16 protein-coding genes and 1 pseudogene are annotated in these 18,829 nt (G+C 68.6%); 7 read left to right on the top strand and 10 right to left on the bottom strand.

The genetic code is table 11. From position 1 onward, the window contains the following. Position 1: 1 nt before the first annotated feature. From J7D54_RS13450 to J7D54_RS13440, 3 genes are all read right to left on the bottom strand, one after another. Positions 2–1,291: a substrate-binding domain-containing protein gene (locus J7D54_RS13450; protein WP_209455149.1), complete on the bottom strand. Its 1,290-nt coding sequence runs from the start codon at positions 1,289–1,291 to the stop codon at positions 2–4. 142 nt (positions 1,292–1,433) lie between these two features. After that, a complete protein-coding gene (locus tag J7D54_RS13445) occupies positions 1,434–2,969 on the bottom strand; it encodes an alpha/beta hydrolase (protein ID WP_182763209.1) in 1,536 nt (511 codons plus the stop codon). A gap of 45 nt (positions 2,970–3,014) precedes the next feature. Beyond that, entirely contained in the window at positions 3,015–4,391 is a 1,377-nt protein-coding gene (locus tag J7D54_RS13440) for an MFS transporter (RefSeq protein ID WP_182763210.1), read from the bottom strand. A 150-nt stretch (positions 4,392–4,541) separates the two neighbouring features. Here J7D54_RS13440 and J7D54_RS13435 point away from each other — a divergent pair, with 150 nt between their 5' ends. From J7D54_RS13435 to J7D54_RS13420, 4 genes are all read left to right on the top strand, one after another. Then, positions 4,542–4,784, top strand: a complete 243-nt coding sequence (locus J7D54_RS13435) for a DUF6458 family protein (RefSeq protein WP_182763211.1) — start codon at positions 4,542–4,544, stop codon at positions 4,782–4,784. A gap of 181 nt (positions 4,785–4,965) precedes the next feature. Then, positions 4,966–6,252: a citrate synthase gene (locus J7D54_RS13430; protein ID WP_182763212.1), complete on the top strand. Its 1,287-nt coding sequence runs from the start codon at positions 4,966–4,968 to the stop codon at positions 6,250–6,252. Positions 6,253–6,304: 52 nt separating this feature from the next. Beyond that, the gene (locus J7D54_RS13425; RefSeq protein ID WP_182763213.1) at positions 6,305–6,712 is read left to right on the top strand and encodes a hypothetical protein; all 408 of its coding nucleotides are present in this window, start codon (positions 6,305–6,307) and stop codon (positions 6,710–6,712) included. After that, complete coding sequence (locus J7D54_RS13420; RefSeq protein WP_182763214.1) at positions 6,709–7,143, top strand: hypothetical protein; 435 nt, start codon at positions 6,709–6,711, stop codon at positions 7,141–7,143. Before J7D54_RS13425 ends, J7D54_RS13420 begins: the two co-directional genes overlap by 4 nt. Before the next feature lie 120 nt (positions 7,144–7,263). On the opposite strand, the gene J7D54_RS14335 is transcribed toward J7D54_RS13420, so the two are convergent. From J7D54_RS14335 to J7D54_RS13400, 4 genes and pseudogenes are all read right to left on the bottom strand, one after another. After that, positions 7,264–7,923: a (4Fe-4S)-binding protein gene (locus tag J7D54_RS14335; protein WP_245244029.1), complete on the bottom strand. Its 660-nt coding sequence runs from the start codon at positions 7,921–7,923 to the stop codon at positions 7,264–7,266. A gap of 24 nt (positions 7,924–7,947) precedes the next feature. Next, entirely contained in the window at positions 7,948–8,394 is a 447-nt protein-coding gene (locus J7D54_RS14485) for an HNH endonuclease signature motif containing protein (protein WP_371811097.1), read from the bottom strand. After that, positions 8,395–9,294 (bottom strand): annotated as a pseudogene (locus J7D54_RS14330) (DUF222 domain-containing protein); the annotation flags it as partial. It abuts the gene before it with no gap. A 280-nt stretch (positions 9,295–9,574) separates the two neighbouring features. Continuing rightward, positions 9,575–10,984, bottom strand: a complete 1,410-nt coding sequence (locus J7D54_RS13400) for a CCA tRNA nucleotidyltransferase (protein ID WP_182763379.1) — start codon at positions 10,982–10,984, stop codon at positions 9,575–9,577. A 75-nt stretch (positions 10,985–11,059) separates the two neighbouring features. Here J7D54_RS13400 and J7D54_RS13395 point away from each other — a divergent pair, with 75 nt between their 5' ends. From J7D54_RS13395 to J7D54_RS13385, 3 genes are all read left to right on the top strand, one after another. Further along, complete coding sequence (locus J7D54_RS13395) at positions 11,060–11,935, top strand: mechanosensitive ion channel family protein (RefSeq protein ID WP_182763217.1); 876 nt, start codon at positions 11,060–11,062, stop codon at positions 11,933–11,935. Between the two features lie 183 nt (positions 11,936–12,118). Continuing rightward, positions 12,119–14,452, top strand: a complete 2,334-nt coding sequence (locus J7D54_RS13390; RefSeq protein ID WP_182763218.1) for a transglycosylase domain-containing protein — start codon at positions 12,119–12,121, stop codon at positions 14,450–14,452. 25 nt (positions 14,453–14,477) lie between these two features. Continuing rightward, the gene (locus J7D54_RS13385; RefSeq protein ID WP_182763219.1) at positions 14,478–15,833 is read left to right on the top strand and encodes a glycosyltransferase 87 family protein; all 1,356 of its coding nucleotides are present in this window, start codon (positions 14,478–14,480) and stop codon (positions 15,831–15,833) included. A 3-nt stretch (positions 15,834–15,836) separates the two neighbouring features. On the opposite strand, the gene J7D54_RS13380 is transcribed toward J7D54_RS13385, so the two are convergent. The 3 genes from J7D54_RS13380 to J7D54_RS13370 are packed head-to-tail and all read right to left on the bottom strand — an operon-like array spanning position 15,837 to position 18,806. After that, positions 15,837–16,619 carry an NAD(P)-dependent oxidoreductase gene (locus J7D54_RS13380; protein ID WP_182763220.1) on the bottom strand — a complete coding sequence of 261 codons (783 nt, stop codon included), beginning with the start codon at positions 16,617–16,619 and terminating at the stop codon, positions 15,837–15,839. Positions 16,620–16,651: 32 nt separating this feature from the next. Then, positions 16,652–17,677: an alanine racemase gene (locus J7D54_RS13375; RefSeq protein ID WP_182763221.1), complete on the bottom strand. Its 1,026-nt coding sequence runs from the start codon at positions 17,675–17,677 to the stop codon at positions 16,652–16,654. Position 17,678: 1 nt separating this feature from the next. After that, positions 17,679–18,806: a peptidoglycan bridge formation glycyltransferase FemA/FemB family protein gene (locus J7D54_RS13370; RefSeq protein WP_182763222.1), complete on the bottom strand. Its 1,128-nt coding sequence runs from the start codon at positions 18,804–18,806 to the stop codon at positions 17,679–17,681. Between the last annotated feature and the right edge of the window lie 23 nt (positions 18,807–18,829).

Here is an 18,829-nt window from a genome sequence, read left to right as displayed (position 1 = left end):
CTCACGACGCTTCCGGCGGGGCCACGTCGGCGCCGTCCATGGTTTCGACGAGCTCAGGCACCCACTGGCCGCCCTCGTCCTTGAGCTTCACCACGAACATCGGCTGGATCATGGCGTGGTCCGATTCACGGATCTGCTGGGGGCCCTTCGGAGCGTCGAACTCCCAGCCCTCGAGCGAGGCGATCATCTCTTCGACGTCGTCTCCGCCGCCCTCGCGCACTGCCTGGACGATCATCTGCGCGGCGACGAAACCGTCGGGCGAGAACAGATCGGCCTTGTGGCCACCCTCGTCGAGGAACGACACCATCGCGTCGTTGACCTCGTTGTCCGGGGCACCGGGGAAGTAGTGGTTGAGGAAGTTGATCTTGTCGGAGGCCTCACCGTACGCGCCGTAGGTGGAGAGGTCGCCGAGGCCGGTCATCACGTTGGTGCTCTCAAGCACGCCCTGCTGCGACAGCGCCTGCCACATCGCGCCGGAGGTGGCTCCCGCCCAGGCGACGAAGACCAGATCAGGCTTCGCGTCGAGGATGCGGGCCGCGAACGGCGTGAACTCGGTCTCGGCCTCCGGCACGAGGAGTTCGGAGACGACGGCGCCCTTGGGCTCCAGGATCGCCTTGGCGGCTGCCACGTTGCCCTGACCGAACGCGCTGTTCTGCGCGAACACGAGCACCTTGGAACCGTCAGAGATCTGGCCGGAGGTGGTGGCGACGTCCTGCAGCGACTGGCGGCCGGAGCGGAACGTGTAGCGGTTGATGCCGGTGATGGCGTCGGCCGCGGCCGGGCCGGAGATGTAGAGCACCTTGTTCTGCTCGGCCTGCTCGGCGAGCGGCCCGGCGACACCGGAGGAAACCGTGCCGCCCATGATCTGGGTGCCGTTGCCGATGGCCTCCTTGGCCGCGGCGACCGCCTTGTCGGGGTCACCGCCGTCGTCGGTGTAGGTGATCTCGAGCTCGCGGCCGTCGACTGCGCCGGAGCCGTCGGTGGCGTAGTCAAGGCCTGCCTGGAAGCCCTGGTAGTAGGTCTCGCCGTAGGCGGCGAGAGGACCGGTCTTGGAGTAGATGATGGCGACCTTCACCGGATCGCCGGTGGCGGTCTCGGAGGCGCTCTCCGAGGCCTCGGCCGACGCGCTGCCGCTGGCGCCGGAGGTGGTTTCGCCCCCGGCGCTCTCTGAGGTGGTGGCGCCGCTGGCCGTGGTGTCGGCCGGAGCGGGAGTGGTGCTGGGCGCACAGGCGGCCAGCATCATTGACAGGCCCACAGCTACTGCTGCGAGTACGGGCTTCTTTGTCCGCATGGGGTTCCTTCCGCTGAACATGAAAGGTGATTCAGGTATGAGGATCGTGCCCTGTGCGCAGAGGGCCTGTCAAGGGTTTCAGGTCACGTTTCGATCACGACGGGTGAGCGCCGCGTGAGTCGCTTCCCTTCCGGGGGTGGGGCTAGTGGTCGGCCAACTGATGGAGGTGGGCGTGGATGACCTCCCACACCGTCGGGTCGCTCACGGGGCGGAAGTGGCCCTCGACGCTGAGCGTGACGTTCGTGGCGTCGTCGAGATGCGAGCCGCCGGGGATCATCTGGTCGAACGCCGGGGCCAGCGACACGATCCGACGGTTGACCTCCCGCTCGGCGATCAGCGCCGCGAGCTCCGGGTGCTCCGGGTGGAACAGCCCGAGGGGTGAGCGCCGCAGCAGGAACATCCGCTGCAGGCGGTTCCAGAGTTGCGAGCCACTGAACGGCGTCGCCACGGCCACCATGCCGGCCAGCACGCCGTCGGATCTGGGGCTGAGCAGCATGGCCTTGCCGATGAGCCCGCCCTTGGAGTGGGCGACGACGACGGCGTCGCGCACCTCGAGCGACTCCAACGCGTCGAGGCCCTGGTTGACGGACGCGGTGAGCCCCCGCAGGTTCCAGCCGAGCGCCGGCAACTGGTGGACCGTGTGCCCGTGGGAGACGAGCCACTGCTGCAACGGCGCCAGGTATCGCGGGTTCTCCAGGATGCCGGGGATGAGGACGACGGCGGGGCCGGTGCAGTCGCCTGGGGTGCCGGACGTCTCGTCCCTGCGGGCGCGGAGCGAGAGGTACTGGTCGCGCAGCGCCACCGCCCAGTCCTGGGCGGCGACCCGGACCGACCGGGGGCTGCGGAGTACCGACCAGGCCGAGACAGGCGGGTGGGGCGCAGCCCCGCCGGATCCAGATGCGGCGTCGTCCCGGACCCCGGATCCAGATGTGGGGTCCTCGGGCCCGGACGAGGCCAGGATCAGCTCGGCCACCCTCTCGGCGTGGGTGTGCATCGCCTGGTGCGCGCCCGGCACCACGGCGACCTGGGCGCGGCCGCCGGCCCGATCAGCCAGTTCCTCCAGCCAGCGGCGCGGCGCCATCAGGTCGAGTTCGCCCGCCACGAGCAGCGTCTCGACGTGGGTCAGGGAGATCCGGTCCTCGATGGGGTAGTTCAGCATCGCGGGGAAGATCTGCCACATCCACTTCGGCCCGCAGCTGAGGAAGGCCCGGACCGACGCGGCGGCCGAGCTGGGTTTCTCCTTCAGCGCCGACTGGCTGAACTGGCGCACGAGGGTGCGCGCCCGGCGGCTCGTGCGGTCGACCACCGGCGACAGCAGCACCATGCGGGAGCAGAGCCCGGGTTGCTGGGCCTCCGCCTCGACGACCACCTGGGCACCCATCGAGTGCCCGATCCACACGGCCCCCTCGACCCCCAGCTCGGCCACCGCGCGGCGGGCCAACGTGGCGAACTCGGCGATCCGGAGCGTCTGGTCCGGCTCTGGGGTGGGCCCGAAGCCGGGCAGGTTGAGCAGCACCAGCCGGCCGCTGCGCCCCAGCGCCTCGGCCAACGGCTCGAAGTAGCTGGACGCCACCCCCAGCCCGTGCACCAGCACGAGGGTGCGAGCGTGGTCACCGGTGGACGTGAGGGCCTGCAGATGGAAGCCGTGGACGTCGATCGAGGTGCTCGTCAGGTGCATCGCCCCAGCGTAATCACCCGACGGGGCGCGCGGCCCCGTCCTGGGTCAGCCCACGCGGGCGGCAACGAGCTCGTCCTCGGGAGGCAGCGTGTGCTTCGGCGGCTCCTTCACGAACAGCGCCACGATCAGGCCGATCAGCAGCACCAGGACGATGCCGAGGATTCCCCAGTGCTGCGCGGACTCCTCGTCGCCGGCGCCCGTCACCGCGAGCCCGAGCGCGATCGCCAGGCCGAACATGAGCGGGGCCAGGAAGCTCACGGCCCGGCCCGTTGTCGCGTAGAGGCCGAACATCTCGCCGCTCATGCCCTTGGGGATGAGGCGGGCGAGGAAGGAACGGCTGGCGGACTGCGCCGGGCCCACGAACAGGCACATGGCCAGGCCGAGGCCCCAGAACACGGGCTTGCCGCCGTCGTGGAACACGAACACCCCCAGCCCGAGCAGCACCAGCGCGACGAGCGAGCCGATGATCACGCTCTTGGGGCCGAGGCGGTCGTCGAGCAGGCCGAAGAGGATCGTCGAGACGCCGGCCACGACGTTGGCGGCGACGCCGAAGATCACCACCTCGCTGAACTCGAACCCGAAGGTGCCGGCCGCAAGCACGCCACCGAAGGTGAAGACGCCGGCCAGCCCGTCGCGGAAGAGTGCTGCGGCGATCAGGAAGAACAGCGTGTTGGGCGCGGTGCGGGACAGCCGCTTGATGGAGCTGAAGAGGGCCCGGTAGGAGCCGACGATGCCCAGCGACGGCGCGGGATGCGCCGGCCGGCGGTCCTTGATCGCGATGAAGATCGGGATGGAGAAGACCAGCGTCCAGGCGCCACACAGCAGCATCGACAGGCGCACCTGGTCCGCGTCGAAGCCGGAGCCCATGAGCGCGATGATGAGCAGCAGGATGGAGATGCCGCCCAGGTAGCCGAGGCCCCATCCGAGGCCGGAGACGCGGCCCACGTTGCGCGGGGTCGACACCTGGTCGATGGCCGCGTAGTAGTTGACGTTGGCGATCTCGGAGACGACGTTGCCCGCGCCCAAGAGGATGGCGCCCAGCAGGAAGTACTCGGGGGCGGGCGCCACGAAGTACATCGCGGCGCAGATGGCGGCCAGCAACCAGGTCTGCCATCTGAGGTGGAACATCCGCTTGCCGGAACGGTCTGATCCCTGGCCCAGCACCGGGGCCAACAGGGCGATGAACAGCCCGGCGATCCCCGTGGCCCAGGCCAGCTTCATCGTGACCTCGTCCTTCGGGCCGAAGGCCGAACTGGTCAGGTAGACCGCGAAGACGAAGGTGGTGATGACCGTGGCGAAAGGCTGTGTTCCCCAATCCCACAGTGCCCACGAAAAGACCTTGCCCTTACTGGCCTGCGCCGAGGAAAGGGCACCGGTCGTCTCGGGCGACGGCGTGATGTCTGGGATTGCGGATGTGCTCACCAGCGCAGATTAACGCGCGCGAGTTAACTTTCGGTGAACCCATGCCAACACACCCAAAAGTATGAGAGAAACCCATATACCTGCCCGTGGAAAGGCGTTACGGTGATTATGTGGGCTGCCGTCCACGCGAAACTGAAACAAGGAGGAACCATGCGAATCGGTTCTGGCATCATCCTCATGGCCATCGGCGCCATCCTGGTGTGGGCCGTCGATGCTGAGGTGCCTTACGTCAGCCTCGACATGATCGGCTACATCCTGATCGCCGCCGGCGTCATCGGGCTCATCTGGGCACTTCTGGCCTCGCAGCGCACCCGCGTCACCGAGGCCCGCACCGTCCAGGATCCCAACACGGGCGAGACGGTGCACCGCGCTGAATCGCACGACGGTCTCTGATTAGAACTCAACAATAAGGGTCCGCTCCTTCGGGGGCGGACCCTTCGTTTTGGTGGGACCCCTCCAGACTTGGACGATCGATTTTGTGGACTCGATCCAAGTTGTAAGGTGGGGGCGCAGCCATAGGAACCCACACCGGCGCCCACGACGGTCGCACGGGGGTAGAAGGAAAGGCATACGCATGACCGACAACGGAGTCCTCAAATACGGGGATCTCGAGCTCGATCTGCCGATCGTGGAGGCCACACAGGGGAACAACGGTTTCGACGTCAGCAAACTGCTGTCGAGCACGGGGCTCACCACCCTGGACCCTGGCTTCGTTAACACAGCGTCGTGCACTTCGGCCATCACATTCATCGACGGCGACAAGGGGATCCTGCAGTACCGCGGGTACCCCATCGAACAGCTCGCAGAGAAAGCCACCTTCATCGAAGTGGCCTACCTGCTCATCTACGGCGAACTGCCCACCCAGGCAGAACTCGACGAGTTCTACGGCAAGATCTCCCGCCGCATGACCCTCGACGAGCGACTCCGTGAGCTGTACCGCAGCTTCCCGCGGGGGGCCCACCCCATGCAGGTGCTCGCTGCCGGTGTCACCGCATTGGGTGCGTTCCACCGCGAACACCTCGACGTGCACAACCCGGAGCATGTGGAGGAGTCGTCGCTCAGGCTCCTCGGCTCCATGCCGACGCTGGCGGCCTACGCCTACAAGTCGTCCATCGGCGCGCCGTTCCTCTACCCCCAGACCAAGCTGGGCTACGTCGAGAACTACCTCCGCCTCTCCTTCGGCACGCCGTCGGAGGAGTACGAGATCGACCCCGACGTCGTACGTGCCTTCGAGACGCTGTTCATCCTCCACGCAGATCACGAGCAGAACGCCTCCACCTCGACGGTGCGCCTCGTCGGCTCTGCAGACGCCAACATCTACGCCTCCATGAGCTCCGGTGTGGCGGCCCTGTCCGGCCCGCTGCACGGCGGCGCCAACCAGGCGGTCCTCGAGATGCTGCGTGAGATCAGCGCCGAAGGCCTCAACATCAAGGACTTCGTGTCCCAGGTGAAGGACAAGAAGTCCGGCGTGAAGCTGATGGGCTTCGGCCACCGCGTGTACAAGAACTACGACCCGCGGGCCAAGATCATCAAGGGCCACGCCGACACGCTCCTGCGCAGCACTGACAAGAACAACCACCTCCTCGACATGGCCCTGGAGCTGGAGGAGACGGCGCTGAACGACGAGTACTTCATCGAGCGCAAGCTGTACCCGAACGTCGACTTCTACACGGGCCTGATCTACGAGGCGATGGGCTTCCCCGCGTCGCACTTCACCGCTCTGTTCGCTCTCGGCCGGCTCCCAGGCTGGATCGCGCAGTGGCGTGAGCAGCATGCGGACCCGCATCGCAAGATCGGCCGCCCGCGCCAGATCTACGTCGGTGAGAAGGAACGCGACTACCGGCCGATCAACGAACGCTGATCCCGTCCAACCGCCTCTGACAAGGGCCCTGGTCTACCAGGGCCCTTGTTTTGTGCCCGTTGGGCTCGAAGAGCTGGCGGCCGACGACGGATCGGGTGCGGCTGCGTCGTTCCTCGCCTCGGCGGCCGAGCGCAAGAAGGCCACCACCACCTACCGCGTGGACGGGCTCAACAGTCTGACCCCGGTGGCTGACAGGTACATCCCGAAGGTGGGCGACACCCGCTTCGACACCTTCCTCCAGGAGGCCTATGGCCGCTACCTGACGTGGCTGGGCGTGGAGCCCTACGCGTCGGAGACGTTGCCGGGCACGCCCGCGCGGTCCGCCAGACTGGGCCAGTGCCAGACCAACGCCATCGAGCGGATCGTCGACGGGCCACGCCGAGCACTCCGGGGCGCTTCGAGCCGAAGCCGCCATACACGGCGCCCGGCGTCTTCGAGCTCAACGGCCGCCAGTGGATGACCACCTGCGAGCCCTACTCGCAGACCGAGCGGTGCCGCACGGAGATCTGGGCCACGATCGTCCGGGTCCGGGGTGGCGAGTACGTCCGCGAGAACGCCTGGGCGTTCAACAACCTGACGTACCTGCCCTACATGACGCGGGCGGCGTGGAAGGGCAACCCGCTCGGCGACGCGGGCGCGACCGACGACGGGGTGTCCACCTCGGGTGGGCGCCAGTGGCGCACCGAGTGCGACACCGCCGCCACAGGCCGCGGCGCGTGCCGCAGCTACACGTGGACGACGGTGTACGCGGCCACCGCCAAGCCGGGCGGGGGCTACGCCTTCAGCCAGTCGAACCAGTGGGTCTTCAACAACATCGTGATGTTCCGTACCGGCTCTGAGCCGACCTCGGGCGACAGCGACGGCCCGAAGTTGTACTCGGCCGGTTCCTGAAAACCGGCAAGCGAGGGACGAGCGCAGCGCTCACGAAGGACCCCCGAAGGCGATCTGACACCTGAATGAGGACCCCGGAGTTGAAGGACTCCGGGGTCCCCACTCATGGAGGCGTTCCAGTCAGCCGGCCGCGGGGTCCTCGTCCGGGGAGCCGACCTCAGCGAGCTGCAGTGCCCCCGTCGGGCAGTTGCGCACGGTGGTGCGGAGGCGCTCTTCGCGTTCGGCGTCATCGGCGACCGACGGGTTGATCCACGGACGGTTGGCCGTGTTGAACACCTCGGGCATGGTGCGCACGCACTGGCCGTTGTGGTTGCACAGCGCGGAGTCGAACGTCACGTCCACCAGCGGGCCGGTGTAGCGCTTGCGGCCGTGCGTGGGGATGTCGCGCTCCGACGCGGGCCTGGCCACGGCGACCGCGCCCACCATCTCGCCCTGGTCGTTGCGCAGCGCAGCGAACGTCATGTCGATGTAGACGCTCCCGCCGTCCTCCCGCAGCGACTTGGTGCGGCGGGCTTGGCCGTCCGACGCCAGCGCGCCGCGCAGCATCGCGGACGAGAAGCCCCGGTGGTGCGCCTCGCGCAGTTTCAGCGGGATCATGAAGTCGACGTCGCGCCCCAGCGCGTACTCCTTCGACCAGCCGAACAGGTCCACGCACGCCCGGTTCCAGGCGCGCACCAGGCCGTCCTCGTCGATCACGATGATGGCGTCCGTGGCGCTGTCCAGCGCCCAGCCCGCGACCTCTGCGCTCAGCGCACCGTCGGCGGCGGTCCAGTTGATCATGTGCCCTCCTGATCTCGCGCCCCATCATTCAGCAACCGGCGCGGATAAGTCCAGGGAACCGGGAGAAAACCCGCCTCCAGCCGCATGCCATACCTCCGCGCTGCGCGAGAGGAGTTCTTCCAAGCTCGGCGCGTCAGAATGTGCTCCATCAGGGCAGGGTGGTGCCTTGGGCGGCGGGGTGAGTTCGCGTAGTAGGTGGCGGGGGTGTTGTCGTGGTGTGCGGGCTGGGTCGATGTGCCGGGGTGGGGTGAACCACGGCATCCCTGTGTCCGGATCCAGGTGCACTTGCCACTGCGATTCGGCTGATTGTTGCGGGTCTGGCTCGACGAGGCGGTGGTGGTGTGGACACAGCAGGACTGCGTTGACTATCGAGGATTCACCGCCGGCCCACCACGGGATGATGTGGTGCGCTTCGCAAGAGGCGGGGCGGACGGTGCAGCCGGGGAACGCGCAGCCGCCGTCGCGGAGGATGAGTGCGGTGCGGATGGCGGGGGTGAACAGGCGATGCTTCCGGCCGACGTCGAGTGGGCGGGAGGTCCCGCCGAGGACGGCGGGGATGAGGTCTGCGTCGCAGGCCAACCGGCGGGCGTCGCCGGCGGAGAGCCCGTCGAGATCGTCGGCGCCCACGATGCCGGCCCTGCCGAGCCCGGTGAGCAGGGTGTCGTAGTTCAGGGTGACGGTGACCTGCGGCCTGTCCCCACCGTGGGCGGGCAGTTGCCCGGTGGCGGCGGCGGCCTAGACCAGCAGCACCAGGGCATCGGCGCGGCGGACCTCCCGGCTGGGCAGTTCTCCTGCCTCGCGGTAGGAGGACAGGGGCGGCTCGATGGCGTCGAGTTGCGCCTCGAGCAGGTGGGCGTGGGCGGTGGGCAGCAGCGCGGTGACTCTGGTGCCGCCGTGGTGGTCTGGGGTGAAACGCAGGTACCGGTTGCGCAGGGCGGCGCGGTCTTGGGCGTCGAGGCGTTGTTGCGCGGCGGCGTCTGCGCCGTCGGGGTCGACCAGTTCGTGGAGGCGGGTGGCGAGGGCGCGCAGTTCGGCCGGGCCGAGGGTGTCGACGTGTTCGAGGATGGCTTCCTGGCACTTCGCCAGGTCTGCGCGGGTGAGGGAGCGGGGGAGTTTCCGCAGGCCGTCGATGATGCCCTCGGCTTGGGCGAGGGAGATGACGCCTTCGTGGAGGGCGGCGGCGATCAGCGGGAACCGCTCGGCGAGGTCTGTGGCGAGTTTCAGGGAGGCGACCGCCTGGCCGGTGGTGGTGCGTACCGAGTGGCGTACCTGGTCGATGACGGGTGCGGCGGCGGCGAGCCGGGCCTCGTGGATGAGGTGCAGCCGCAGCCCGGCCAGCTGGGCTTCGGCCTCGGCTACCGCGGCCACCATGCCGGCGAGCCGATCGACCGTGTCGTGGCCGGTGCTGAACGTGGGCACGGCGTCCCAGAGCGCGGCGATGTACCGCTGCCCCAGATCACGCATGTCGTCCATACACACTATTAAAATAGACAGCACTGACAAAACCGTGCCGGATTGGCCCAAGGCGGGAAATCCTCGAGGGGCCGTGGATGCTGCGCGCACGAGCGAGCGCCAACGATAGGAGCCACGTCGCGCGAGTCAAGGTGCGATAGTCCAGGTACATGCCGGGACCCGTCACACGCTGACGGGCTCAACCAGCGTTGCGCTCAGCCCACCAGCTTTTCAGCAGCTCGACGGCGTCGTCGTGGTCCATGGGCCCGTTCTCCGTGCGGTGTTCGAGCAGGAACGCGTAGGCGGCGCCCACCTCGCGGCCCGGCTTGATGTCCAGGATCTCCATGATCTGCGTGCCGTCCAGGTGGGGACGCAGCGCGCTGAGCTCCTCCTGCTCGGCGAGCTCGTCGATGCGCCACTCCAACTCCTCGTAGGCCCGGCGCAGTTTGGTGGCCTTGCGCACGTTGCGGGTGGTGCAGTCCGCCCGGGTCAGGATGTGCAGGTGCTCGAGTTCGTCGCCCGCGTCGCGCACGTACCGGCGCACCGCCGAGTCGCTCCACTCACCGTCGGCGTACCCGTGGAAGCGGAGGTGGAGGTCGATCAGCTTGGCCACGGACTTCACCACCGTGTTCGGGTACATCAGGGCCTTGAGCCGCTTGGTGGCCATCTTCGCGCCGACGACGTCGTGGTGGTGGAACGTCACCTTCGACGCCTCGAAGCGGCGGGTGGGCGGCTTGCCGATGTCGTGCAGCAACGCGGCCAGGCGGTTGACGATGTCCGGCTCGTGGCCGCGGGCCTTCTCGAGCTCGATCGCCTGGTCCAGCACGGTCAGCGAATGCTCGTAGACGTCCTTGTGCCGGGAGTGCTCGTCGATCTCGAGCTGCAGCGCGGGCAGCTCAGGCAGGATGATCTCCGCCACCCCGGTGCGCACCAGCAGGTCGATGCCCTCGCGGGGCTGGTCGGTCAGCAGCAGGCCGGTCAGCTCGGCCTGGATGCGCTCGGCCGAGACGATCCCGATCCGCTCCGCCATGTCCTTCATCGCCTGCACCACCTCGGGCGCGACGGTGAAGCCCAGCCGGGCGGCGAACCGGGCGGCGCGCATCATCCGCAGCGGGTCGTCGGAGAAGCTGGCCTCGGGTGTGCCGGGGGTGCGGATGAGGCCGTCGGCGAGGTCCTCGAGGCCTCCGTACGGGTCCACGAACTGCCGCGTGGCCACGTTGATGGCCATGGCGTTGATGGTGAAGTCGCGGCGCACGAGGTCGCCGTCGATGTCGTCACCGAAGTTGACCTCGGGTTTACGGGACTCGCTGCGGTAGATGTCGGCCCGGAACGTGGTGATCTCGATCTGCCACTCGCTGTCGGCGGTCTTCTTGTGGGCGCCGATGGTGCCGAAGTCGCGGCCGATGTCCCACGTCGACGGGGTGAACTTCTTCAGCAGCGCGTGCGTCTGGTCCGGGCGGGCGGAGGTGGTGAAGTCGAGGTCGTGACCCAGTTGGCCGAGCAGCGCGTCGCGCACCGAGCCGCCGACGAGGTACAACTCGTGGCCGGCGTTGCGGAACAGCCTGCCCAGGTCATCGATGACGGGCGCGATGCGCAGGAGTTCCTGCATCGCGTTGGTCTGGGCGGCGGTCAAGCTGGGCACGGGCGTCGATTCTACCCTTCGCGCGCAGGGCAGAATGTGGCCATGCCTGATTTCTGGGAGAAGCTGCTGTTGGCCGGCATCGTGATCGCGGTGGCGCTCATCCTGCGCCTCGTCCTGATGTTCGCCATCGGCCGCACGGTCAAGAGCCTCGCCTCGCGCGAGCGTGCCGTGGGTGACGACCTGGGCACCCGGGCCCGGCGCATCCTCGCCCGCGCCAGCGGCGTCAGCGCCGAGAGGCACCGCCAGCGGGTGGAGACGCTCGGCTCGCTGTTGCGCAACGTCGTCGACATCGTGCTGCTGGTGGTCGTCCTCCTCACCGTGTTGGCCACGTTCGGCGTGCCGATGGGCCCGCTGATCGCGTCGGCCGGTGTCGGCGGCGTGGCTCTCGGCTTCGGCGCCCAGTCGTTGGTGAAGGACTACCTCTCCGGGGTGTTCATGCTGGCCGAGGACCAGTTCGGGGTCGGCGACCTCATCCGCGTCGGCGACCTCACCGGCACCGTCCAGGAGGTCACCCTCCGCGTGACGAAGCTGCGGGACGCGACGGGCACCGTCTGGTACGTGCGCAACGGCGAGGTGCTGACGCTCGGCAACGTGTCGCAGGGCTTCTCCACCGCCACCATCGACGTGCCGGTGGCCATCGACGAGGACCCGGAGAAGGTGCAGGACCTGCTGCGCGCCGCCGTCGGACGGATGGATGAGGAGCCGGAGTTCGCCGAGCAGTTGCTCGAGGCGCCGACGGTGCTGGGCGTGGGGGCCATGGAGGGCGGCACCATGACGGTGCAGGTGCTGATCAAGACCGGCCCCAACCAGCAGTGGGCGCCCATGCGTGCCGTGCGGGCCCGCGCCCAACGGGCGTTGGCGGAGGCCGGGATCCGCGGCCCGATCCTGCCCGGCGGGATGAAGCCGCCGTCGCTCTGACGGGCCACCCGCCAGGCATGCCGAGGCATATCTGAGTTGTGCATCGACTCCGCTGTACAACTTCACTCTGCCCGACCCGCGGCTCGGCCCAAAGCCCCGATTCGGTCTGCTTGAGCGCGACACTTACCCTGGAAAGGGTCGGCTCTGCGGGGTCGGCGTGGTTGTCAACGGTGAGAGGGACACATGGCCACGACTGGCAAGAAGGCTGCGGCGAAGCGTACTGCGGGTAAGAAGGGTGCGCAGAAATCGCGCGCCCGGAAGATCTGGGGGCGCATCGGCATCACCGCCCTGGTGCTGTTCATCATCGGTGGCCTCGTGGGCATCGGCGGCTTCGCGTACCTCTACAACACCACGGACCTGCCGGACCCGAACTCGGATTTCACCACCAACACGACGTTCCTCTACTACCAGGACGGCGCCAACCAGCTGGGGTCGCTCGCGGTGCAGAACCGCGTCACCATCCCCTACGACGAGATGCCGCAGTTGATGAAGGACGCCGTCATCGCGGCGGAGAACCGGTCCTTCTGGGAGGACCCGGGATTCTCGGTGCCCGGCATGCTGCGCGGCGCCTGGTCGATCGCCCGCGGCGGCGAGGTGCAGGGCGGCTCCACCATCACGCAGCAGTACATCAAGATCCTCTACCTCGATTCCAGCCGGACGATGTCGCGCAAGGTGCGCGAGCTGTTCCTGGCCACCAAGATGGGCCGTGAGATGCCCAAGGAGGAGATCCTCGAGGGCTACCTCAACACCATCTACTTCGGCCGCGGCGCGTACGGCATCCAGGCCGCCGCGAAGTCCTACTTCCTCAAGGACTCGAAGGACCTCACCGTCGGCGAGTCCGCCGCCCTCGCGGCCATCCTGAACAACCCCGCCGGGTTCAACCCCTCGGGCGGCCAGGAGAAGCTCGACAGGCTGCTGGGTCGCTATCAGTACGTGCTGGACGGCATGCTCGAGATGGGCGCCATCTCGCAGGCCGAGCACGACGCGGCGCGCCCCGCGCTGCCCACGTTCCCCGAGGTGCCGGTCAACGACCGCTACGGCGGCCCCAAGGGCTTCCTGATCAAGATGGTCGAGGACGAACTGCTCGCCAACGGCTTCTCCGAGGGGGAGATCCAGGGCGGCGGCCTCAGGATCGTCACCACGCTCAGCAAACCCATGCAGGAGGCCGCCATCCAGGAGGCCCAGCGCTACACCGCTCAGGCCGCGGCCGACGCGGAGGGCACGCCTGACCCGTCCAAGCTGCACGTGGCCATCTCCTCCGTCGACACGGCCAGCGGCGGCGTGCTGTCGCTCTACGGCGGCGCCGACTACGTGAAGAGCTCCCGCAACTGGTCGCTGACCAAGCGCCCCGCCGCGTCGACCTTCAAGCCGTTCGCCACCATCGCGGGCCTGCGCAACGGGTTCTCCCTGCAGTCCATCCTCAAGGGCGACACCTTCACCCCCCGCGGCGACACCCAGCCCGTCCGCAACGAGTTCAGCAACCAGTACGGCCCGGTCACGCTGCGCAAGGCGACGGCGGACTCGATCAACACCGCGTTCGTCGACCTCACCGAGCAGATGGAGAACGGCCAGCAGGAAGTGATCAAGGCCGCCAACGACGCGGGTGCCCCCACCGGGCCCGCCTGGGAGGAATCCGGCAACCGCATCGCGCTGGGCTTCGGCGAGGTCAGCCCCGTCGACATGGCCAACTCCTACGCCACGCTCGCCAACTCCGGCCAGCGCAACGCCACCCACATCGTGAAGCAGGTCCTGGACCGCGACGGGCAGGTGGTCTACGAGGCCAAGCCCGCCAACGAACAGACCATCGACGCCAACGTGGCCGCCAACGTGACGGACTCCCTGCGCTCCGTCGTCCAGGAGGGCACGGGTCGTCGCGCCCAGGAGTTGGGCCGCCCGGTAGCGGGCAAGACCGGCACCAACGGCGTCGAGGACGCCATCACGTCGGCCTGGTTCGTGGGCTACACCAAGCAGATCTCGACGGCGGTGATGTACGTCGCCGGCGACGGGGGCAACGAGGACCTCGAGCCTTACAAGCGCCCCCAGGACCGGACGTTCTTCGGCTCCAGCTATCCGCTCATGACCTGGGTGTCCTACATGGCCCGCGCCACCGAGGGCATGCCGGTGGAGGAGTTCGACGAGCCCAAGGACATCAAGGCGGACAAGGGCGAGACGACCGACGAGTCCGAGCCGCCGGCCAGCGAGGAGCCCTCGCCGTCACCCACCCCGTCGCCGACGCCGTCCCCCACCCCCACGCCGTCGCCGACCCCTTCGGAGGAGCCGACGGTGGAGCCCACGCCGTCGCCCACGCCCACCGTCGCGGAGACCACGGAGGCGCCGGCGACGACGCCCCCGGCCACCACGCAGGCTCCGAAACCGAAACCGAAGCCGAAGCCCACCAAGGAGGAGACCGAACAGCCGGCCCCCACCGTGGCGCCGGAACCCACCGCGGAGCCGACGGTGGCGCCGTCGCCGACGGTCACCGCGGCTGTGCAGGACGCGGTGACGACGGAGCCGTAAACGTCGGGGCGGCTACAGTGAGCGCGTGAAGAACGCGCTGCTGCCCGGCCTCGGGGGCCCCATGGGCCGTCATGCCAACCCGCGGGGTATCTGGTTCAACCCGTTGCCGTGGGCCTTCCTGTTGGCAACGGCCGTGTTCCTGGTGCTGTTCGTGCGTCACGTGCCGTGCGTCCAGACCACGGCGCACCAGCAGATCGACATGTACAAGGTGCTCTGTTACACCGACATCCAGTCGTCGTGGCTGGGGCAGGGCTTCGGGCGGGGCAACTCGCCACTGGGCAGCGCGACGATGCTGTTCGCGCCGCTGATCGCCGCAGCCATCCTGGTCACGCGCAAGACGGCGACGGTGCTGTTCGATGCGCCCATCCGCCGCAGCGCCAGCCTCGCCGACGAGGTGGACTCCAGCGTCGTCTTCTTCGGCCTGACGGTGCTGGGGCTCTTCGTCTGTTTCCTGATCCTGGTGGCGTGTGTCGCCTGGCTGGGTCGTCGCAGGCCCGGACGCCCGTCCTGGGACGCCCTGATCGTGGCCGCCTCGCCGGTGGTGCTGGCCGTGGGGCTCGTCAACTGGGACCTGGTCCCGGTGGCGTTCACCGCGCTCGGCCTGGTGCAGGTGGCCCGCGGGCGGCTGCTGGAGGCGGGCATCGTGCTCGGCCTGGCCGCCTCAGCCGGCACGATGCCGATCGGCGTGATCCTGGCGGTACTCGTCAGCCTGGGCCTTCGGGGAGGCTGGCGCAGGGCCACCGCGTTCATCGCGCCGGCCCTGGTCACGTTCTTCGCCGTGCACCTGCCGCTGCTGCTCCAGAACTTCGACCGCGTCTACCTGTACTACCACGGCGAGATCAACAAGGGCACCAGCTACGGCTCGCTCTGGTACGTCCTCGAGCTGATGTTCGGCCTGCAGCTGCGGGAGTCCGGGCCGCTGCTCTTCGTGGTGCTGCTTCTGGCGCTGGGCGCCTTCATCGCCTACCTGTACGTGGCTCAGAAGCGGCCGCGGGTGGGTTCGATGGTGGCGGTGGTGGTCTTCGCCACGCTGCTGATGGGCCCCGCGTTCCCGCCGCAGTCCGCCCTCTGGCTGCTGCTGGCGCTCGTGCTGGCCCGCCCGTACAAGCCTGAACTGATCGCCCTGTCCATCACCCAGGTGGCCTACTACATCGCCATCTGGGGGTGGCTCGGCGGGTGGCTGACCACCAACCAGAACGGTCCGTTCATGCTCTACTGGGCGGCCATCCTCCTGCACGTCGCGGTGGAGGTGTGGATCTTGGCCGAGGTGGTTGCCGACGTCGTGCGCCCTTCCCGCGATCCGCTCCGCGACCCGGTGCTCCCCGACGAGAAGGACTACCTCGCCGGCTTCGAGCGCCCCACCGCCGCCGCGGTGGTCTGAGCCTCAGCTCCCCTCGGGCCAGTTGTCCGGCGACTCCCGTCCGCCCTCCACCACATCCTCCTTCTTCAGGTTCGCGACGGAATCCTCGGGCCGGTAGCCCAGCTCCAGCATGGTGTTGGTGAGGTCCCAGCGGCGGTTCGGGTTGTCCGAGATGGCGTAGTAGAGGCCGTAGCCGACGTTCTCCGCCTCGATCGCGCGCCGGAACACCCGCTCAGTGTCGTCGCTGCTCAGCCACATGGCGTGGAGCAGTTCCTCCTCTGCCGCCAGCGGGTCCTCCGTGGACCAGCCGATGCGCAGCGAGATGAACTCGATGCCGTACTTGTCGTGGTAGTACCGGCCCAGCGCCTCGCCGAAGACCTTGGACACGCCGTACAGCGAATCAGGCCGCGGGAGGTGGTGGGGGTAGACCGGCCAGTCCTCGTCGCGGTCGTACATGCCCATCGCGTGGTTGGACGAGGCGAACACGAACCGGCGCACGCCCGCGTCGCGGGCCGCCTCCAGGACGTTGCGGAAACCGATGATGTTGGGGCCCACCACCTCGTCCCACTCGGCCTCGGGGGAGGCCTGACCGGCGAGGTGGAGGACCACCTCGACCCCGTCCATGAGCGCGCGCACCTCGTCGTAGTTCTCGAGGTCCGCCGTGCGGAGGCGCTTGGCCTGCTCGTCGTTGGCGGGGGTGCGGCCGTGGGAGACGACGTCGTAATCCGCCATGAGGCGCTCCTCGAGGAGCAGCCCGATCCCGCCGGTGGCACCGGTGATGAGAATCCTGCGCTTGTTGTCAGCCATGATCCATCTTCACAAATGACCGGGCCAACCGCTCAGGTCCAGAAGATCTCGTCCGGGGTCGCCGTCGTCATGCGGGTGGTGACCGGCACCTCGTCGCCGACCTTCGTGAGCGGGTACTCGCCGGGCACGAACACCATCGACGAGTGCATGTGCGGGGGTTCGGCGAAACTCCGCTTCTTCCCGCCGATCTCATACGGCGACAGCGTGCGGCCGACGGCGTCCAGCAGGCCCTGCGCGAGAGTCACGCCGCGCTGCTTCAAGGAGCGCTGCGGCACGGGAGCCGCCATGGCCACGCCGTGGGCGGTGCCGCCGGAGACGATGACGATCCACCCGTCCTTCGGCGCGGGCACTCCGTGGTAGCCCAGCACCTGCCCCTTCTTGATGCGGTGCACGTCGAGCACGGTGGCGGTGGTCCGGTAGGCCTGCTTGTCGCCGAGCCAGAGCCGGGTGCCGACGCGCAGATAGGTGGGCACGCTCACGCTCGCCGCGAAGGTGCGGTAGTCGTCGACGCTGAGGTGCGACAGCCACACGGGGCCGGTGCGGGTGGCCAGACCCGTCTGCGCGAGGCGGTTCGCCTCCGCGAGCGAGCCGTCGGCCGGGAGGTGGACGGCCCAGCCCTCGAACCAGAGGTCGCCGAACGCGTCTGCTGTCAGTTGGCGCGGATCCAGCCCGTGGCGGTGCATCGCGGTCTCGATCTCGACGATGACCCTGGCCTTCGGATGCGACTGGGTCAGCGCGCGGAGATCCTCGGCGCGCGAGACGGTGGTGATGACCTTCGGGTCGTTCAACAGGGCGGTGGCCGCCGCGTCGAAGGGGCGCCAGGGGTTGAGCACCACGATGTCGTCGTCCCAGCCGCCCGACCGCACGGCTGCGACCTCCTGGGCGATGCCGACGGCGAGCGTCTGCGTGCCCAGCCGCTTGGCCTCCGCGGCCAGCGTGCCGAGGCCGAAACCGTAGCCGTTGCCCTTCGCAACGGGGACGAGCCCGCCCACCTGCCGCTGGAAGCCGTCGAGGTGGGCGCGCCAGCGGTGCGCGTCGATGTTCAGCGTCAGCGTCATGTCATCGCCTCTTGAGGTACTGGTTGAACGCCCAGTGGATGGGCTTGTTGATGGCGTAGTCCCATTCGCCCAGGTACGCCACGGCCTCGCCGCCGGTGCCCACCTTGAACTGGATCAGGCCGATTTCGGGATGGTCTGCGCCCACGCCCTCGACGATGCCGCGCATGTCGTAGACGGCGCAGCCCGCGGCGTTCGCGTCGCGGATCATCTGCCACTGGACGGCGTTGGAGCCGCGCACCTCCCGCTTGGCCGTGGTGGAGGCGCCATAGGAGTACCAGGCGTGCTCGCCGACGGTGACCATGGTGGTGGCGGCGACGAGGTCGCCGTCGTGCTCCGCCAGGTAGACCTTCATCCGCTCCGGGGTCTCCGCGTTGAGGGCGTCCCACATCACCTCGAAGTAGGAGAGGCTGCGGCCGGTGAAGCCGTCGCGCTGCGCCGTCTCGAGGTAGATGCGGTGGAATGCCGCCAGGTCTTCCCGGGTGCCGACGCGGACGGTGACGCCCTCCTTGTCGGCCTTCTTGATGTTGCGGCGCCACTGCTGGTTCATGCCCTTCAGCAGCTCGTCGTCGCTCTTCTGGGTGCCGTCCCCGTGGCGCAGCGGCAGGTGGAAGTTGAACTTCGGCTGGCCGGCCGCGAAGCCCTCGCCCTTCTCGTCGGTCACCCAGCCGGCGTGCAGCAGGGCGTTGCGCACCCGGGTGCCCACCAGGCTGGTCTCGTCCGGTTCCTGCTGGGAGAGGAGCGTGACGTCGTCGTCCGCGACGGCGTCCTTGATGGTCTTCGCCAGCCAGCGGCGGTGCGTGAGCCACGGCCCGATCCGCACCGCGAACGCCTTGCGCTGCTTCGCGTGCCTGACCAGGGCGTCGACGTGCTCGTCGACGTCTGGCCGCGCCCAGTCGAGGACGGGCCCTTCGGGGAGGTAGGCGAGGTAGCGCTTCACCTTCGGCAGCTGCCGGTAGAGGATGAGGCCGACGCCCGTCAGCTCCTCGTCGGCGAAGAACCCGACGGACTCGGAGCGCCACTCCCGCTTCACCTTGCCCCACGCCGGGGTCTGGAGGAACGATGCGGAACCGCGCGCCTCGATGAAGGCGAGGTGCTCCTCGGCAGGGATGGGTCGACACTCGATGCTCACGAACCACAGGCTACCCAAGTCGG

Origin of the sequence: Tessaracoccus sp. MC1865 (genome assembly GCF_017815535.1) — a bacterium.
Taxonomy (GTDB): Bacteria; Actinomycetota; Actinomycetes; order Propionibacteriales; family Propionibacteriaceae; genus Arachnia.
This window is presented reverse-complemented; position numbering and strand designations above follow the sequence as displayed.

Excerpts from the sequence above, each read along its gene's own strand:
- J7D54_RS13400 (WP_182763379.1), bottom strand. The coding sequence starts at position 10,984 with ATGCAGGAACTCCTGCGCATCGCGCCCGTCATCGATGACCTGGGCAGG.
- J7D54_RS13430 (WP_182763212.1), top strand. The coding sequence starts at position 4,966 with ATGACCGACAACGGAGTCCTCAAATACGGGGATCTCGAGCTCGATCTG.
- J7D54_RS13435 (WP_182763211.1), top strand. The coding sequence starts at position 4,542 with ATGCGAATCGGTTCTGGCATCATCCTCATGGCCATCGGCGCCATCCTG.
- J7D54_RS14335 (WP_245244029.1), bottom strand. The coding sequence starts at position 7,923 with ATGATCAACTGGACCGCCGCCGACGGTGCGCTGAGCGCAGAGGTCGCG.
- J7D54_RS13390 (WP_182763218.1), top strand. The coding sequence starts at position 12,119 with ATGGCCACGACTGGCAAGAAGGCTGCGGCGAAGCGTACTGCGGGTAAG.
- J7D54_RS13420 (WP_182763214.1), top strand. The coding sequence starts at position 6,709 with ATGACCACCTGCGAGCCCTACTCGCAGACCGAGCGGTGCCGCACGGAG.
- J7D54_RS13380 (WP_182763220.1), bottom strand. The coding sequence starts at position 16,619 with ATGGCTGACAACAAGCGCAGGATTCTCATCACCGGTGCCACCGGCGGG.
- J7D54_RS13445 (WP_182763209.1), bottom strand. The coding sequence starts at position 2,969 with ATGCACCTGACGAGCACCTCGATCGACGTCCACGGCTTCCATCTGCAG.
- J7D54_RS13395 (WP_182763217.1), top strand. The coding sequence starts at position 11,060 with ATGCCTGATTTCTGGGAGAAGCTGCTGTTGGCCGGCATCGTGATCGCG.
- J7D54_RS13375 (WP_182763221.1), bottom strand. The coding sequence starts at position 17,677 with ATGACGCTGACGCTGAACATCGACGCGCACCGCTGGCGCGCCCACCTC.
- J7D54_RS13450 (WP_209455149.1), bottom strand. The coding sequence starts at position 1,291 with ATGCGGACAAAGAAGCCCGTACTCGCAGCAGTAGCTGTGGGCCTGTCA.